The organism is Streptomyces sp. NPDC102451 (genome assembly GCF_044765485.1).
In the GTDB taxonomy this organism is placed as follows: Bacteria; Actinomycetota; Actinomycetes; order Streptomycetales; family Streptomycetaceae; genus Streptomyces.
Genome location: NZ_JBIWKD010000007.1, coordinates 300,582 through 318,263 on the forward strand (window position 1 = coordinate 300,582; position 17,682 = coordinate 318,263).

The following is a 17,682-nucleotide window of genomic DNA, read 5'->3' on the forward strand; positions in this document are numbered from 1 at the left end:
GTGGCCCAACGTCAGTTATGTGTCGGACGTCCATCCCGTCCTGGACTGGGTGACCGACTCGGTGAGATCGAGGCCGCCCTGGCTCGGCAGCCAGGAATCGGCCAGGCGACCGTCGCTCTCCAACGGGACACCTCGGGAGCCATGCGTCTCGCCGGGTACTACGTACCCGTCGACACGGCGGCTGGCCGTCCCCACGACCCCGTGGACATCCTGGAACGCCTCCGGGCACAGCTCCCCGATTACATGGTGCCCACCGCGCTGATGCCCCTGGAGCGACTGCCGCTGACGGAGAACGGGAAGGTCGACCGGCGCGCCCTCCCCGAGCCGTTCGCCGCACGGGCGGTGGGCAGTCCGGCACGCCACGCCACACCCCGGGAGGCGCTCCTGTGCGGGCTAGTGGCGGAACTGCTGTGCGTCGACGGCGTACGGGCCGGCGACAGCTTCTTCGACCTGGGGGGTGACAGCATCCTCGCCATCCAGCTGGCCAGCCGTGCCCGGCACGAGGGCCTGCTGCTGTCTGCCCGCGATGTCTTCCAACACGGCACGATCGCCGCCCTGGCGGCGGCCGCCACCTCCGTCGAAGCGGAGCAGGAGCCGCGCAGCGCGGCATTCGGTCCCGTACCGGCCACTCCCATCATGGAATGGCTGAGGCGGACCGGCGGCTCCATCGACGACTTCCACCAGTGCGTCCTCCTGAACACCCCACCGGATCTGAGCCCGGACGGTGCACGCGACGCTCTCCAGACCGTGCTCGACCGTCACGACATGCTCAGGGCCAGGCTCGTCCCGGGCGAGGACGGTGACGGCCCCTGGACACTGACCGTCCCGGAGCCCGGCTCCGTACGGGCGGAGGACTGCTGGAAACAGCTCGACGACGGCCCGCCGGACAGCGGCGGGGAGGATGCGGACCGGTTGGCTCGCGCGGCCCGGTCAGCGCTCGAAGGTCTGTCACCGCGAGATGGCGCGATGGTGCGCGCCGTACTGCTGGACAACGGTCCCACCCGGCCCGGACAAATGCTGCTGATCGTGCATCACCTCGTCGTCGACGGTGTGTCCTGGCGCATTCTGGTGGAGGATCTCGTCGCTGCCGCCGGGGCGCACGAGCGGGGCGAGACACCTGGGACGAGCGCGCACGGCAGCTCGTACCGAACCTGGTCCCGGAGTCTGGCCGACGAGGCCACGGCAAGGGAGCGGACCGCCGAACTCGCCCACTGGCGGGACACCCTCGGCTGCCCGGACCCGCTGTTCGGCGACCGCCCCCTCGACGCGGGCCTCGATGTACTGGGCCGCTCCCGGTCCCTGACCGTCACGCTGCCCGCCGAGCACACCGGCACCCTGCTCACGCAGGCGGCCAAGGCGTTCCACGCCGGCCCCGACGAGGTTCTCCTCACCGGGCTGGCGCTGGCCGTCGAGCGATGGCGGCGGCGCCGCGACGAGACCACGGGCACTGGACTGCTCGTGGACCTTGAGGGCCATGGCCGGGACCAGGTGGGCGACGGCGTCGACGTCTCTCGTACCGTCGGATGGTTCACCAGCCTCTACCCGGCACATCTGGATCCCCGTGTAACCGGCTGGGAGAACCTGGACAGCGACGACCCGGATCTCGGCAGGGCCCTGCATCGTGTCAAGGAGCAACTGCGAGGCATCCCCGGCAAGGGGCTGGGCTTCGGCCTGCTGCGCTACCTCAACGACAGCACCGCCAGGGAGTTGTCCACGCTGCCCGTGCCCCAGCTCTGCTTCAACTACCTGGGGCGGGCCGCCGGATCCGCGTCGGGTGCCGAAGGCTGGACACTCGATCCCTCCTTCCGGATCGAGGGCGTCGACCACGACAGCCGGCGTCCCATGGCACACGTGCTCACGGTCGATTCCCTGGTGCACGAGGCAGCTGCCGGGCCGGAACTGAACGCGACGTGGACATGGCCGGACGGGCTGCTGTCGGCCGAGGACGTACGGGAGCTCGCCGAGGACTGGCTGCAGGCACTCCGGCTGCTAGCGGCACACGCACGGCAGCCCAGCGCCGGGGGGCACTCACCCTCGGACGTACCGCTGGTAACGATAGATCAGGAGGAGCTGGAGCGCCTGGAGGTACGCATGCCCGGCCTGGCCGACATCGTTCCTCTGTCACCCCTTCAGGAAGGCATGCTCTTCCACGCCGAGTACGACAGTCACGGGCCGGATCCGTACACCGTGCAGATCAATCTGCCGCTGAGCGGACCGCTCGACCCGGGCGCGCTGCGCGCGGCGGCGGATCGACTGCTGGCCCGCCACACCGCATTGCGGGCGGCCTTCCACGAGATAGCGGAGGGCAGTGCAGTACAAGTGATCATGAATGCCGACTCCTGTCCGCTGCCCTGGACCGAGCACGACCTGTCGGAGTTGCCCGCGGACCGACGGGATTCCGAGCTCCGCCGTTTGCTTGCCGAGGACCGCGCCACGCGCTTCGGCCTGTCCAACCCGCCACTGCTGCGGTACACCTTGGTCCGGCTGGAACCCGAACGCTGGCATCTCGCCCTGACGAACCATCACATCCTGTTGGACGGCTGGTCCACACCGCTACTCGTACAGGAACTGTTTCGGATCTATGAGGGGGCGGATTCCGGGCAGGAAGCCCTGCTGCCGGCCCGCCCCTACCAGGACTATCTGCGCTGGCTCGCCGGCCAGGACAGGGATGCGGCCCGGCGAGCATGGAGTCAGGCGCTGGCCGACGTGGACAGCCCGACGCTCGTAGTTCCGGGCGGCCCGCAGGGCGGCCGGGCCTCGGCCGGACGGCTCACCACCGAACTCCCGGCCGACGTGACTGCGCGGCTCTCGGTGCGGGCGCGGGCTTTGGGAGTGACGCTGAACACAGTGGTGCAGGGTGCGTGGGGGGTGCTGTTGTCCCGGTTGACGGGGCGGGTGGATGTGGTGTTCGGGGCGACGGTGTCGGGTCGGCCCCCGGAGTTGGCGGGCGTGGAAGGGATGGTGGGTCTGTTCATCAATACGGTTCCGGTGCGGGTGCGACTGGATCCGGCGGAGTCGGTGGGCGAGCTGCTGGTCAGGCTGCAACAGGAGCAGTCGGCCCTGCTGGCCCATCATCATCTGGGACTGGTGGACATCCACCGGGCCACCGGGCAGTCGTCCCTCTTCGACACCGTCGTCGCGTTCGAGAATTACCCGTTCGACCCCGATGCGGTATCCGGCGAGGACGCTGTGCTGACCATCGGCGAGCCCGACGTGCGGGACGGCGTCCACTACCCCCTAGCGCTGCTCGTCACGCCCGGCGACCGGATGCACATCCGGATCGATCACGACGCGGGACTGATACCGTCCGAGACCGCGTGGACGCTGCAAGACCTCTTCCTCCGGCTGCTCGGCGCCTTGGCCGACGACCAAGGCCTCCATACCGACGCGCTGCCGGGGCTCCCGACGGACACCCCGTACCGCCCCATCGTCCCGCCGGTCTCCGCAGCAACGCCGGCACCAGATCAAACAGGGTCGCGCGTACTGCTGGAGCACACTCTGTGCGGTCTCTTCGCGGAAGTACTTGATATCCCCCGGGTCAGTGCCCACGACGACTTCTTCGCCCTCGGCGGCCACTCGCTGCTGGTCTCCAGGCTGGTGCGCCGTATCCGGGTCACCTTCGGCACCTCGGTGGACCTCCGGGTCGTCTACGAAGCACCCACTGCCGCCGAGCTCGCGTGTCGCTTGGAGACCGGCAACGGTTCCTCGGAGCTCGATGTCCTCCTGCCACTGCGCGAAAGCGGCGACGGTGCACCCCTGTTCTGCCTGCCGCCCGGCATCGGCATCGGCTGGTCGTACATCGGTCTCACCCAGCACATCGGCATCGCGCATCCTCTGTACGCCATCCAGTCCCGGGGGATCAGCGAACCGGATGCGCAGCCTGCCGAGATGCGGGCCTTCGTCGACGACTGCATGGCGCAGATGCGCCGCGTACAGCCGACGGGCCCGTACCACCTGATGGGCTGGTCCTTCGGGGGAGTGGCCGCCCACGCAGTCGCGGAGGAACTGCAGCGCCGGGGCGAGGAGGTCGGGCTGCTCGCCATGCTCGACTCCTACCCGTCGGCGAGCCAGCCCCGGCTGTCCGAACGCAAGGCCGAGGAGGGGGTACTGCTGGAGCTCGCGGACAAGCTTGGACACGACCTGCGCGAAATCGGTATGGTGCCGCCGCACCGCGGCGCCGTGCTGGATCTACTCACCGGGCAGGCTGGTGAATCGTCCCTCGACCGCAGCACACTGGACGCCGTCATCGATACCGGTGTGAACAATTACCGGATCCTGCGGGACTTCACTCCCGGCGTGGTCAAGGGCGACATTCTCTTCTGCACGGCGGCCCGCGACCTGTCGGAAGGCCGGTCCGCCCAGTCGTGGCGAGGCCACGTCGAGGGGCACATCGTGGAGCACCTCGTCGACAGCGGCCACATGGGCATGACGGCACCGGACGCCTTGTCCGTCGTGGGGAAGTACCTCGACAAGGCACTGTCCGGAACAGCGACCGACGGACCGGCGGGCATCGCTGGCAGCAAAAGGGGCGGACGATGACACAGACCACAACTCCCTTCCATGACATCACCGAAGCGACGCTCCTTCCGAAGATCGTCAGGTTGAGCCCGAACCTGTATGGGGCGGTGTTCACCTTGATGAAGCTCGTACCCGCCCGGTACATCCTGCGCCGTGCGCTCGAACGCGGTGAGCTGGATCCGGGCACGGTAATCGTCGAGACGACGTCGGGTACCTTCGGCCTTGCTCTGGCCATGCAGGCCGCCCTCATGGAGCGCGACCTCGTCCTCGTGAGCGATCCGGTGATCGACCGGCAGTTGCACCGCCGGCTCAATGACCTCGGCGCGACCGTGGACATCGTCGAGCATCCCGCGGAACAGGGTGGATACCAGGCCGCGAGGCTGGACCGACTCGCCGAGCTGCGGTCCCGGATCCCCCGGAGCTTCTGCCCCGAGCAGTACACCAATCCCGACAACCCCGCCTCCTACAGTTTGGTGGCGGAGCGGCTCACCGATGTGCTGGGCCAGGTGGACTGTGTGGTCGGACCGGTCGGATCGGGCGGCTCCCTGTGCGGCACGGTCCGCGCACTGCGCACGGTGGTCCCCGGCACCCGGGCCATCGGTGTGGACACGCACCGCAGCATGCTGTTCGGCCAGCAGGACGGGCCGCGTCAGCTGCGCGGTCTCGGCAACAGTCTGATGCCCGCCAATCTGGATCACCGGATATTCGACGAAGTGCACTGGTGTACGGCCGCGGAGGCGTACTCCGCCACCCGATGGGCGCATCGGAGGCATGCTCTGTTCCAGGGCCCCACCAGCGGGGCCGCCCTGGTCGCCGCCCGCTGGTGGGCCGAGCAGAACCCCGAGGCGACCTGTGTCGTCATGCTCCCGGACGAGGGATACCGCTATCTGGACACGGTCTACGACGACGAGTGGCTCGCGACCCAGGGGCTGGGCACGGCAGAGATTCCGGACAAGCCCGTCGAGGTCGCGCACCCGGCCGAGGCCGCCGGGCAGTGGAGCTGGTACCCCTGGGGCCGGCAGGATCTCGAGACCGTGATCGCGGGGGCGGGCAAGTGACCAAGGACGCGAGCGGTCGGCTGACCAGCACAATCGGGCTGCGCACCCAGCGCCTGGTCTACGGAGAGCTGACGCCGGTGGCATTGCGCGACGAGCTGTCGCTGACGACCGAGATCGACCTGGCACATGTGGTGATGCTGGCGGAGCAGGACCTGTTGGAACGGCCCGCCGCCGCCCGGCTGCTGCGGTCGATCACCGCTCTGCGCGACGAGGACTACACACCTCTACGGGAGCTGCCCGCGCCACGCGGCGTGTATCTCATGTACGAGCGGTACCTGTCGCAGACCCTGGGCGAGGAGATCGGCGGACGGCTACACACGGGCCGCTCGCGCAACGACCTGAAGGCAACCGCCACGGCGATGCGACTCAGGTTCTGGGCCCTGGACTTCCTGGCGGAGGCGGTCAGGCTCGAGGCGGTGCTGCTGTCGCGGGCCAGGGCGCACCAGGACGTGGTGATGCCGGTCCACACACACTTCCAGGCCGCCATGCCGATCACGTACGGCCACTATCTGACGGGGGTGGCTCTGGCGCTGGGGCGGGACATCACCGCCGTACAGCAGGCTGCCGACGGGCTATCGATGTGTCCGTTGGGCGCGGGTGCCGTCGCCGGGTCGGATCTACCGATCGCTCCCGCAAGGGTGGCGGACCTCCTCGGGTTCGACCGGCCGAACCCGCACGCGCTCGACGCGGTCGCGAGCCGGGATGTACTGCTGCGGCTGCTGGGCGCGGTCAGCGGTATCGGCATAACGCTCAGCAGGCTGGCCACGGATCTGCAGTTGTGGAGCACAGTCGAGTTCGGCTTCGTCCTCTTCCCCGACCGGCTGGTGGGCGGCAGTTCGGCGATGCCGCAGAAACGCAACGCGTTCCTCCTGGAACACGTCAAGGCGAAGGCAGGCCTCGCCGTGGGCGCGTGGACAGCGATGGCGAGCGCTATGAAGTCCGCACCGTTCACCAACACCATCGAGGTGGGTACGGAAGCGGTTGGTGCGGCCTGGCCCGGATTGCATGCGGTGACAGACTCGGTGCTGCTCTGCCAGGCGCTGGTGAGCGGTGCCCGTCCGGTGCCCGATCGAATGGAGCAGCGGGCGGCGGACGGCTTCGTAACCGCGACGACGGTGGCCAACCGTCTGGTACGGCACGGTGTCCCGTTCCGCTCGGCACACCACCTGGTGGGTGACGCGGTCAGGCAGGCGGTGGAGCGGGGATCCACCCGCCTCGAGGATCTGGAACTGCCGCCGGGTACGCCCGAGGAGGCTGCCCGAGATCTTCCACTGCACCAGGCGGTCGCCGCACTTGAGTACGGTGGTGGCCCCGGTGCCTTCGCGTTTTCGTTCACCGAGGCCCGAGCCGCCATGACCGGGCACAGCGCCTGGTGCCGCCGGCTGCGGGACAGACAGCGTGACGCGGCGGCGGCACTCGACGAGACGGTGCGACGCGTGATGGGGGCCGAAGAACCGATGACGGACAGAACAGCCGAAACGGTCAGTCCGTGGCTGGCTTTGGTGGAGAGCAACACCACAGGTACGGGGCGCCGGTTCTGCGCGGCCGCGCGAGACAGGGGAATGCGGCCAGTCATGCTGACCCGGCGCCCCGAGCGCTACCCGTACCTGACCCAGGACGGCATCGACGTAGTCGTTCTCGATACGACCGATGGCGCCGTAGTCCTCGCCGCCTGCCGTGAACTGGCCGACGGCGCCGGACTCGCCGGTGTCACATCAAGCTCCGAGTACTTCATCGCCACAGCGGCTGCGACAGCCGACGCCCTCGGGTTGCCCGCTCCGGACGCAGAGGCTGTGGAGCGCTGCCGGGACAAAGCCAGACAGCGTACGGTGCTCGCCGAGGCCGGAGTGGCCGTGCCGAGGTTCGCCGAGGTCAAGGACGCGGCCTCGGCATCCCGCGCGGCGACGGAGATGGGCCTGCCCGTCGTCGTCAAACCGGTGGCCGGGTCGGGCTCTATCGGCGTCCTTCTGTGCGAGACCGCCGAGAACGCCGGGCGATGGGCGGACCGACTGCTCACCGGACCGGACTCCGACGGTCACGGCCGCGTGCTCGTGGAGGAGTACGTCACAGGACCCGAGTACTCGGTCGAGACGTTCGACGATCGGGTAGTGACGGTCGTGGGCAAACATCTGGGAGCCGTCCCGCACTTCGTGGAGACCGGCCATGACGTCCCGGCCCGGGCGGACGAGCGGGAGCAGGCGCGACTCGGCGAGACAACGTTGCGCGCACTTGCTGCCCTCCGCCTCGGCTGGGGGCCGGCCCACACCGAGCTGCGTCTGTCCCGACGCGGCCCCGTGGTCATCGAGGTCAATCCTCGACTGGCAGGCGGAATGATCCCCGTAGCGATCGAACGAGCAACGGGCACCGACCTGGTGGACGCCACGATCGCCAGGGTGTGCGGGCAGCCGGCGCCGGAGACCGGGTCGGGTGCAGGGCACGGCGCGATCAGGTTCCTGGTCGCGCCACACGGGGGAACCGTCGCCGCGCTGGCTGATCCGGAACCCGCAAGGTCCGTGCCGGGCATCGTTACGGCCGACTACATCGTGGCGGCGGGCGACACAGTGACCATCAGCCATTCGTTCAGGGATCGGCTCGGTTATGCAATCGGCACCGGGCCCGACGCCGAGACCGCCGAGCGCGTAGCCGGACAAGCGCTGGCGTTGATGGACACCGAAATCACCGAGACTGCCGTGGGTCCCCGCGAGGCGGTGCGACAGTGAACGCCCCCGCTCCGAGGCAACCTCGCAATTCACCCGAGGCCACCCGGTGTAGCGCGCCGGCACGCGGAGGGGCTGCCACCGCGCTGATCGTCACAGCCGTCGTGCTGGCCAGTCTGCCCACCGTCGCACTGTGGGTACGTGAACGGCCCCTGCCACTGGTGCTGTACGTCCTGGTGCTGCTCGGTGTCACCGGGGCTGCCGTCCGGACCCGCTCCGCCCCCACCCTGCGCACCGTATTGGTCGCGGATCTCGTCCTCGTACTGGTACTGGTGTCCGGGGTGGGTATCTGGCCAGCCCCGCTCGGGCTCGCCGTGCTGATCGCCTGGCTCGTCTGGCGGCGTATCCCCTTGCTGCGCTCGTCGCCGGTCTGGCTGCGGCGCGGCAAACTGACCAGAGACCTGCCATGGCTGGTGGCCGCCACGGCGGTGGTCAGCGCGCTCGCGCTGACTGTCTGGGCCCTGGTGGCCGATCCGGCCGCAGGACGCTATCTGGAGTCGCTGCAGAGCCGGCCGGTGTTGCTGGTTCTCCTGGGCATTACCGCGTTCTCTCTTGTCAATGCGGCCTGTGAGGAGGCTGTGTACCGGGGGGTCTTCCAGACGGAACTGACCGCGGTCATGGGCACCGTACCGGCGCTCGCCGTCCAGGCGATCGGTTTCGGGCTGTTGCACATCCAGGGGTTTCCGTCTGGGGCCGCCGGTGTCGTGCTGGCCGGGATCTACGGAGTCTTCCTCGGCATCATCCGGATGCGCAGTGAGGGAATGCTTGCTCCCTACGTCGCCCACGTGTGCGCCGACGTAACGATTGGCGCGCTCTCGGTGGTGGTTCTGCGACCGTGACCGCAGAACCACCACTGGCCGGAAGAAGCCGGAAGCGGCGGGTGCGGCGGACGTGTCCCGGCCTGTGTGCTTGGCGACTCGACGAACTGAACGAAAGGGACTGGCGAAATTGCCGACGCCGCAGTACTACCGCAACCTCGTGGCCGGCCGGTTCACGGAACTCGTCCGAGAGCTGCAGACAGAACCGGAAGCTGCGCGATGACTCGAACCTCCCCATGGCTCGTCGTCCCCCAGCCGAGGCCGGAAGCGAGTCACCGCCTCGTGTGCTTTCCTCATGCCGGGGGCGGCCCGAACTTCTACCGTGGCTGGAGCCGCCTCCTTAACCCGTCGGTGGAACTCCAGATCGTCCATTATCCGGGACGGGAGAACCGGCTCACCGAGCCCCTGGTCAGCGATCCCGATGTGCTCGTGCACGACGTGGCGACAGCGCTGGCACAGACGAATTGCTCTTCTGTCAGCACCGTGTTCTTCGGGCACAGCATGGGGGCACTCCTAGCCCATGAGGTCTCCCGCGCCCTGGATACCCTGGGATTCCCCGTGATCAACCGGTTGATTCTCTCGGCCTGCACGCCCCCTGGTCCCGCCTCGCACGGCGCATCGGGGACCGAACCGACCCCCCGGTCCGACGCCGCGATTCTCGACGCCGTACGTGGCCGGGGAGGCACCCCAACGGCAGTACTCCAGGATGCGGATCTGCAGGCGATGCTGCTGCCCATCTTCCGCAATGATTACCTGCTGGTCGACTTGTGCCGCCGTCGCCCGGCGGAGCCGGTAAAGGCGGCCATTACCGCGCTCGGCGGCGACCGGGACGATGCGGCCGACCCGGCCGGGCTCTCGCGGTGGGCCCGTTATACCGCGGGCGACTTCGATGTGCGGATCTTTCCCGGCGGGCACTTCTACCTGGCTTCCCGGCAGCGCGAGCTCATGGAGCTGCTGTATGAGCGCACGCTCCGTTGACCCACCGACCGAGAGAGAACCGTGCTGACGATCGAGCATCTCACCAAGGTTTACGCCAACGGCCCGCGTGCGAACGACGATGTGACGCTGCAGGTGGGCGCGGGTGACGTGGTCGCCCTGCTCGGTCACAACGGTGCGGGTAAGACGACGCTCATCAACCAGGCTGCGGGCTTGGTGATACCCACATCGGGCAGCATCCGCGTAGCGGGGTGTGATCCCGTTGCCGACCCCGCCCGCGCGCGGCGGACCGTCTCCCTGATGCCCCAGGCGCACGCACCGCTGTCCGGAGTCACCCCGAGACAGGCCGTGGAGATGCTGGCCCGGATCAGAGGTGCCTCCAGGAAGCAGGCGTGCGGTGAGGCGGCGCGGCTCATCTCCGCGCTCGACATCAAGGAGTGGGCGGACACACCGGGAGAGAAGCTTTCAGGAGGGGCCCGCCGGCTCACGGCGTTCTGCATGACGGCGGTCCACTCGGGGCAGGTGCTGATGCTCGACGAGCCGACCAACGATGTCGACCCGGTACGCCGGCGACTGCTGTGGACACGGATCAGAGCCATCGCCGATGAGGGGCGGGCGGTTCTCGTCGTCACCCACAACATTGCGGAGGCGGAGACCTACGCGGATCGAGTCGTCCTGCTCAACGCGGGCCGCATTGTGGCGGAAGGTTCCCCGGCACAGTTGCGCGAGACCCATTCGACGGGCCTGGAGGACACCTACCGGCTACTCATCGGAGCCGAAGGGACGCACAGGGAGGGGGAGGACGACCGTGCGGCACTGGATCACTAGTTACGCACTGCTCCTGCAGTGGACGGCGTTGCGGAAGAAGTACTACCTGCCCCTCAACCTGATAGTCCAGGTCGGGCTCGCTGTCGGCATCGTGGTGGGCTTCTCCTACTTGATGCCGCAGGTGGACTCGGCGACCGCCCTCTACCTGACATCGGGTGCGCCGGTGATGGGCCTGGTCACCGTCGGCATGGTGATCGCTCCCCAGGAGATCGCGCAGTCAAAGCTGGAGGGAGCTTTTGAGTTCAACCGATCGCTGCCGGTCCCACGGTCGGCTCTTATGGCGGCCGACGCCACCGTGTCCATCGCCACTGCCTTCCCCGGCCTGGTCGCGGGACTTGTCGTCGCCCGGCTTCACTTCCATCTCGATTTCCGGGTGAGCGTGTTTGCCGCCCCGGGGTTCCTTCTGATCGCCCTCTGCGCCATCGGCGTCGGCTACGGAATCTCGTACGCTCTCTCGCCCGCCGCCACATCGCTCGTTTGCCAGGCGACCGTGTTCGTGGCGTTGATGTTCTCGCCGATCAACTTCCCCGCCGACCGCCTCCCCGAATGGCTCGCTGCCGTCCATCAGGTACTGCCGTTCCTCTACATGGCGAAGATCTCTCGGGAGACCTTGTTCTCCTCGTCGGGCGGGCCGGACGTTGTGTCGTTCGCGGTTCTTGCAGTCTGGTGCGCTCTGGGGCTCGTGTTCTCGATCCGAGTCATGTCGCGTCGCCACTGACGGGGAATGCCGCCCCGCCCGTTACACGTTCGGCTTCCCTGAGATGTGGATCTCGGGCGGTACTGGCCAGCCCCCACGTGTCAGATCCGCTGCTCGGTTACCCCGCAGTCGGTTTGGACGCTGCCTCGGCCGATCGGCGCCTGATCCGGGCCAGGCGCTGGTAGAAGGGCAATGCGGTCACGGCAATGAAGAGCGCGAATACGGTGATCGGCAGCAGCCCGAGAGGCCGAAGCAGATAGCTTGGCTGCTCCGAGATTCGCGACCAGTTGACGTAATAGTTGGCGATCACGTCCAGGGCCATGACCACAGACGCCAGAATCACGCCGACCGATCGGAGCCGTACGAGCAGAACGGCGACGAGCGGATCGAGTACGACCAGGGCGACGAAGTATGCCTGGATGAAAGGCGGCGCCGGTGAGGCATAGCTGTTGTGGCCACCGCCTGCGAGGTCCACGAGGTGCATGGTGGTTCCCCAGAGGAAGCAGATGACGTACACCGATACTACGAAGAGCGCCCGTCGTGGCAAGTGAGGAAGGCTTGGCTCATCCTCCCGGGCCAGAGGAACGTTCGATGTCTGCTGCGTCAGCTTCGCCCGGTTGCCTGGCGGCACACCACTTCACCTGTTTTCCGTAGGAGCCGACCCCAGCCTCAGATTCTTGTACCGATTATCGCAGGTGACTCAGCTCGGTTGTCGACGACATCGCGGTCTCCTGGCGCCAGGCCGACCGGGCGTCTGTCCGAGCTCCCGCGCCACTGTGCAGCGGCCGAGTCGCAAAAAATGCACTTCGACGTAGGCGATTAACTTCTCGTCGTCGGCCAGAGGAATGAAGCGGGCTGAGGCTCTGTAGAAGACTGTCCGATGCCAGAAGGGGCTGAGCCGCGGTCGCCGCATCCTCTCCAGTTGGCCGAGCCGTTTCGAGACGCGCACAGCGGTCTGTCACCTGCGCTCCCCTCTTGCCCCTCTATTGGATGACGAGAACTTTCGGGGGGCTGGGGGGCGTGTCGGGGGCGTCTGCCTTGCCGCCTGGATGATCACCGGCTTCACGTCCTTACCCGGCCGCTGGCTGCGCTGGAGGATGTTCTGCCGCGCCACCTTCACGATCATCGGCCTGACCGGCACGAAGGGGGAATGCCGCGAGACGGTGAACGTCTACGACTACCTCTCGCCCGGATCCTTCATCCTCGGCCCGCCCCAGCTCCAGGCGATCCTCGACTACCTCACCCACAGCGGCCGGTACGACCGGATCGACGGCGAAGGCCGCGTCCTGTCCGCCCGTGGGGAGCAGCGCGTGGAGGTGAGGAACAAACAACCGTGTGGTTCTTTGACGCGCTCGGTGCCGGCTTCCAGTACCCCACCGACCCGGGGCGCCTTCAGCTGTTCCGGATGGTGTTCGGGACCGTCCTCACCGCACGGTTCGTTCTGTCCCTCGGTCAGGGCGGCTGGTGCCGCTTCACCGACGGCTCGCTGAGCCTGCACCTTGCCGAGCAGCGGTTCGGTCCAGCACGAGCACGCCTCCTCGCGGCCGTGTACCGGCCAGTGCTCGTCGTCCGGATCACCGCTGCGGCCGCCTTGGCCGTCGGGCTCGTGCCCCGCCCTCGTCGTGACCGGCGCCGCGATGGAGCTGCTTTACCTCAAGAGCCCCAACGCGGTGCGCTACACCCTCCTGACCGGCGCTTGCCTGTTGCTCGCCGGAAACCTCGGCCACGGCCTGGCCGTCGAGCACGTCCCGAGCGCGGCCAACACCTGGGCGCAGTGCCTGCTCGTGCTGGTCACCACGGACATCTACTGGAACAGTGCCTGGCAGAAGCTCAACAGCGACCAGTTCCGCAGCGGTCTCTACCTGGCTCAGTGGGTTCACGTCTACGCCCAGGTCAAGAGCCAGCTGCCCCACCGGCGCTTCCAGTACGCCGTGCCCGGCCTCGTCCGCCAGCACGCGGGCAACCTGAGCGGGCGGGACGTCCGTGTGTGGCGGGCCGTTGCGGCGGTCACCATCGCGGCGGAGATAACCCTGCCGGCCGCGCTCTTGGTTCCGCAGACGATGCCGTACGCCGTCGCGGCCGGTATCACGATGCACGTCGCGTTCACCTGCCTTAAACCGCGCCAGCTCATCACGTTCTCCGGCCTCACCGTAGGAATGTACGTCGCCTTCACTCCCTGACCGGAGCGTCGAACTCGGGTGGGCGCAGTGATCAGTTCCTGAGAAGTGACGTCCTACGACCCGGCGTCGCGGCACCCTGTGTGACCGATCGACGCCTCCAGCCCGACTCCGTCCCGTGGACAAAAGGCGTCACGAATAGCCTTCTCGCCTGCTCCCCCTTGGTAGGTTCGGGCACATGACGCTGCGTTCGGTCGATCTGCGCAAAGAGCCCGTGGGAGCCATACTCGACCGTGTGGAGCGGTCGCTGGGAGTGCTCCTCGATCGAAAGACCGTGGTGCGTAAGCGCCGGTCTGTGGGGGCGCGGACGGACCGCGGCACCTGGGTACGTATCGAGCGGCGTGGGCTCGACCGGATCGGGGTCCAGGGTGGTGACGGCATCGCGTCCGCCGAGGCCCTGCGCGAGGTCGCCAAGCCGGCTTGGCTCGCCGGTGTCGGGTGGCGGGACGAGACCGAGCCGGTCGTGTGGCGGGCGGACGAGACGGAACTGCTTCCGGGAGCGCCGGTGGGCAGCGCGGTGGTGGCGGTGGATCGCAGTTGCCCGAGGAATGGTGGGGCGCACTGAACGCCTCTCTCGGAGCCCTCGCCACGCAGCACACCAACCGGATCGCGACACCGGATACGGAGACCCTCACGCAGGAGCTGGTCACAGGAACAATCCACGGCGTCTTCCCTGGCGTCGACACGACGGTGGTCAACTGGCGTCCGGCACATGCGGATTTCAACTGGGCGAATGTAACGGCGCCCGTGTTCTCCATGTTCGACTGGGAGGACTGGGGCATGGCCCCGTGCGGCCTGGACGCGGCAAGTCTGTGGGGTGCCTCGCTCGCCGTCCCAGCTCTGGCGGACCGCGTCCGCCGAGAGCGGCGTGACGATCTGGAGACCCGGGACGGCAAGTTGATGACGCTGTTCGTCGCCACGAAGATTATCGGCCCCCACGCCGCCCCGGACGACCCCCGGCTGGGGGCCGCCCGGGAGACGGCGGAGCGAGTGGTGAAGGAACTTCAGCCGGGCTAACGGCGGGCCTGGAGGAGTTGCCGGTACTCCCGAACCACCTGGTCGTCGACCTCGTACGCCAGGGCTCCGATCAGCTCCCGCAGGTGGTCGACGTTGTCCGTACCGACCGCGACCGCGTCGACCCGGGGCAGGCCGTAGGCAGAGCGGAACGCGGCCTGAGCCCTCGTGGCCGGGGAGGAACGCCGCAGGAAGATCCTCGGGTCGAACTTGTCCCAGACCGCCTCGGTCGTACTGCCGCCGAAGGGGCTCATGCCCCATACCTGCGAAGGCCGCCACCGCGTCACAAGGGCCTCGGCAGCCTCAAGGACGCCGGCACCCACGAGCAGCCCCGAACGGACCATGAGGACATCGGGACGGGGTACGTCCAGGTCCACGAGTGGTCGTGGGTCCCAGCTCGATACACCCCACTGTCCGCACAGCCCTCTCTGCGCGGCGTCGGCCAAGATTGCGCATGCCTGTGCCAGCGTCTCGGCGTCGGGGTGAGAGTGCTCCGGGTTGTGGAGGAGCACTGTGTCCGGCTCGCGCCCCAGGTCCTTGGAGGCCCGCTCGACTCCGGTACGCAGCCAGGCGGGGGCGAGGGAGTGTTCTCCCGGGAAATAACCGACCTTGGTGGAGACCGAGAATTTCTGCAGGAGATCGCCGGCCACCTCCTTCAGTACTTCGTGTGAGCTATGGCGCAGGTAGTTCGAGGCGGTGTCGAGGCGGGCTACGCCGAGGTCGGCGGCGGCTGCGAGTACGTCACGGGTGTGACCAGACCGGTATAGCCCGAGGATGACGTTTCCGTCAGTGGTTCGCACAGCCCTCCGTGATGAGCAGATCGGCGAGAACGGTGGTGTCCTCGTCAGCGCCGGCGAGGTAGATCGGGTGGCCCGACATGAGTGCCCGCAGGCCCGGTTCCGCGCGTTCGTGGAAGGTCAAGCGCTTGCCCCCGCCGCAGACCTGGGTCGTGTCACCGGAGCGGAGGATGGAGGGGGCGAACTCGGTGACGGCCACGACCCCCTCCGGCCGGCCGAAGGCGGTCACGTAGGGCATGTGGCGAGCGGGCGGGGTGTTGGACCGCAGCTCGTCCAGGTACCGCTCAGGACTGTAGTCGGCGGCAAGAGCACTCAGCTTGGCCGTCAGCACCTCATGCGAGGTTCCCTCGGCGCCCTCCAGGTCGCTGCGGAACGCCCCGTCGGCGCGGCCTACGTCGGAAAGGAAGTTTGCCCACGTGACGCCGGTCCGCTTGGTGAATCCGAACGTCACGTGCAGCGAATGACCACCGCTGCCGGAGCCGAGGCGGGTGGCGGTGTGCCAGAAGCCGCGCGGGATGTGCATGACGTCCCCGGTCCGCATGGTGCCTTTCCACAGCACGTCCTCGGAAGGCGTGCGATTGCGCTCCGCGTCGCGGTACATCGGCGCCGGCCGGGAGGGGCCGCGTACCTCCCACGACTTCTCGCCGGAGAGCTGCACGGCGATGACCTCGTGGTCGTCCCAGTGCAGGTGGAATCCGTCGGTTTCGCCGACCGCGAGGTAGGCGTTGGCGGAGGCCAGTTCGCCTGACCACCAGCCCAGTGCCCGGCAGGCGACTTCCAGCGTCAGGTCGAAGAAGTCCACGTGGTCCAGGACCACAGTGCCGCCGTCGTTGAGGATCCGCCCAAGGGCTGCCATATCGGCCTGGCTCACGGCTTGCCGGCGCCGGTTGACGTTGGTGGACAGGAACGTGGACGGAGTATTCCGTCGCCCTCGGCATAGCTACGCGACTGTGGATTGGCCAGGTGCCGACGCTTGATCAGATCGAGCAGCTTGTGCGGGGTCAGCAGACGGGAGGGTAGCTCCGGGTCCGTGAGACGGCCGCGTGCGAACGCGGTCCCCACGGAACCCGGCCCGTCCCAGCCGAGAGCCTTCTCGATGTGGGTGACGAGCCGGTGTTCCACTGGTTCCCCTTACTCCTTCGGGAGGTTCAGGTCACGGTTGTCGCCGTCGTCGCCCGCGCTGTTCTGCGAACTGGTGACGTCGGACCGCTCCGACTCGCTGCGGTCGTGCGCGGTCGCCAGTTCCTCCACAGCGATCAGTAGCGCGGGACTGGTCCCCACCTGTGTGGATGCCCTGTCTGCCATCTGAGCTCTCCTCTCGGCTCTTCCCACCCAGCTCCGGGCGAAGGTCTGATTCAACCCGCGTCCGGCACATGGCAGTAGAGCGCGATTCGGACAGACGTACGAGGCATGCGCGGCCCTGGTTCACCGGTGGTGGCGCCCTGGGGAACAGGCGCTGACGTTACTGGTGAGACCACGCTGCCCGGCCGATATGTTGGAGTGGCGCCGGACGCAAGCACCCCCTAACCGGCCTCGGCCTTGGCAACAGCCGGGCCCGCCCCGTTGGTCGCCTGATCTTCTACCGCCCGGGCGAGCTCCTTCTGCAGCGCCGAAGAGTGCCACAGAGATGTCGGTGGCACTCCTCGGCGGCTGGAACTTCGTCTGTCTAGTCCAGGTATATGCCGGTGAAGGCCCCGTCGAAGCCCAGCGCGACGAGAGCCTGCTCGACGCTTGGGTACGTCGTCCCGTCCGGGGCATCGATAAGGGCGTCGAAGTCGGCCCGGCTGATCTCGGGTTCGAGCCACTGGGTGCCGCAACGGCAGCAGACCCAGACGTTGCGGCCGTGGTTGATGAAGAGCCAGTCGCGTCGGGCATTACAGGCCGTGCACATCACCGGGATTCCACGGAGGGCCAGTTCGCGTGGGTGATTGAGGCAGCGCGTCGCGCCGGGGCCGCTGGGTGGCTGCGTCTCGTGCTCGCGTTCCGGCAGGGTACCGGCGGCGGCGGAAAGAGTCGGCGTTATCGGCTCCACGAGGCAGTGGTTTGAGATTCTGAGCACGAACGCCATCTTCCGGTCGAGGTCCTTCTGTTTTCATCCGTAACAGCCGGTGGAGCCGGTTGT

General features: G+C 68.0%; 13 protein-coding genes and 2 pseudogenes. 10 read left to right on the plus strand and 5 right to left on the minus strand.

What is annotated here, in order from left to right; all coding sequences use genetic code 11:
- The 7 genes from ACIRD8_RS19055 to ACIRD8_RS19085 all read left to right on the plus strand — a co-directional run bounded on the left by ACIRD8_RS19055 (position 1) and on the right by ACIRD8_RS19085 (position 11,593).
- Entirely contained in the window at positions 1–4,539 is a 4,539-nt protein-coding gene (locus tag ACIRD8_RS19055; protein WP_403992516.1) for a condensation domain-containing protein, read from the plus strand.
- The gene (locus tag ACIRD8_RS19060) at positions 4,536–5,576 is read left to right on the plus strand and encodes a cysteine synthase family protein (RefSeq protein ID WP_403992519.1); all 1,041 of its coding nucleotides are present in this window, start codon (positions 4,536–4,538) and stop codon (positions 5,574–5,576) included. Before ACIRD8_RS19055 ends, ACIRD8_RS19060 begins: the two co-directional genes overlap by 4 nt.
- Positions 5,573–8,296 (plus strand): argininosuccinate lyase, encoded by a 2,724-nt coding sequence (gene argH / locus ACIRD8_RS19065; RefSeq protein WP_403992522.1) that lies wholly within the window; start codon positions 5,573–5,575, stop codon positions 8,294–8,296. The genes ACIRD8_RS19060 and argH overlap by 4 nt, the downstream gene beginning before the upstream one ends.
- A 101-nt stretch (positions 8,297–8,397) precedes the next feature.
- A complete protein-coding gene (locus ACIRD8_RS19070; RefSeq protein ID WP_403992525.1) occupies positions 8,398–9,132 on the plus strand; it encodes a lysostaphin resistance A-like protein in 735 nt (244 codons plus the stop codon).
- 198 nt (positions 9,133–9,330) lie between these two features.
- The gene (locus tag ACIRD8_RS19075) at positions 9,331–10,089 is read left to right on the plus strand and encodes a thioesterase II family protein (protein ID WP_403992528.1); all 759 of its coding nucleotides are present in this window, start codon (positions 9,331–9,333) and stop codon (positions 10,087–10,089) included.
- Between the two features lie 21 nt (positions 10,090–10,110).
- Positions 10,111–10,875, plus strand: a complete 765-nt coding sequence (locus tag ACIRD8_RS19080) for an ABC transporter ATP-binding protein (RefSeq protein ID WP_403992531.1) — start codon at positions 10,111–10,113, stop codon at positions 10,873–10,875.
- Entirely contained in the window at positions 10,856–11,593 is a 738-nt protein-coding gene (locus ACIRD8_RS19085; RefSeq protein WP_403992534.1) for an ABC transporter permease, read from the plus strand. Before ACIRD8_RS19080 ends, ACIRD8_RS19085 begins: the two co-directional genes overlap by 20 nt.
- 97 nt (positions 11,594–11,690) lie before the next feature.
- Here the strand turns inward: ACIRD8_RS19085 and ACIRD8_RS19090 are convergent, their stop codons facing one another.
- Complete coding sequence (locus tag ACIRD8_RS19090) at positions 11,691–12,056, minus strand: hypothetical protein (protein ID WP_403992537.1); 366 nt, start codon at positions 12,054–12,056, stop codon at positions 11,691–11,693.
- Positions 12,057–12,621: 565 nt separating this feature from the next.
- Here ACIRD8_RS19090 and ACIRD8_RS19095 point away from each other — a divergent pair.
- The 3 genes and pseudogenes from ACIRD8_RS19095 (at position 12,622) to ACIRD8_RS19105 (ending at position 14,766) form a co-directional block, all read left to right on the plus strand.
- Positions 12,622–13,062 carry a hypothetical protein gene (locus tag ACIRD8_RS19095; RefSeq protein WP_403992540.1) on the plus strand — a complete coding sequence of 147 codons (441 nt, stop codon included), beginning with the start codon at positions 12,622–12,624 and terminating at the stop codon, positions 13,060–13,062.
- 147 nt (positions 13,063–13,209) lie between these two features.
- Positions 13,210–13,752 (plus strand): hypothetical protein, encoded by a 543-nt coding sequence (locus ACIRD8_RS19100; protein ID WP_403992543.1) that lies wholly within the window; start codon positions 13,210–13,212, stop codon positions 13,750–13,752.
- 175 nt (positions 13,753–13,927) lie between these two features.
- Positions 13,928–14,766 (plus strand): annotated as a pseudogene (locus ACIRD8_RS19105) (hypothetical protein).
- Here the strand turns inward: ACIRD8_RS19105 and ACIRD8_RS19110 are convergent.
- From ACIRD8_RS19110 to ACIRD8_RS19125, 4 genes and pseudogenes are all read right to left on the minus strand, one after another.
- Positions 14,763–15,563: an aldo/keto reductase gene (locus ACIRD8_RS19110; RefSeq protein ID WP_403992546.1), complete on the minus strand. Its 801-nt coding sequence runs from the start codon at positions 15,561–15,563 to the stop codon at positions 14,763–14,765. The pseudogene ACIRD8_RS19105 and the gene ACIRD8_RS19110 overlap by 4 nt on opposite strands.
- A pseudogene (locus ACIRD8_RS19115) lies at positions 15,473–16,682 on the minus strand (JmjC domain-containing protein). Before ACIRD8_RS19115 ends, ACIRD8_RS19110 begins: the two are co-directional and overlap by 91 nt.
- A 9-nt stretch (positions 16,683–16,691) precedes the next feature.
- On the minus strand, positions 16,692–16,865 hold the full coding sequence (locus ACIRD8_RS19120) for a hypothetical protein (RefSeq protein WP_403992549.1): 174 nt from the start codon (positions 16,863–16,865) through the stop codon (positions 16,692–16,694).
- A gap of 361 nt (positions 16,866–17,226) precedes the next feature.
- Positions 17,227–17,628 carry a hypothetical protein gene (locus ACIRD8_RS19125; protein ID WP_403992552.1) on the minus strand — a complete coding sequence of 134 codons (402 nt, stop codon included), beginning with the start codon at positions 17,626–17,628 and terminating at the stop codon, positions 17,227–17,229.
- Positions 17,629–17,682: the final 54 nt, after the last annotated feature.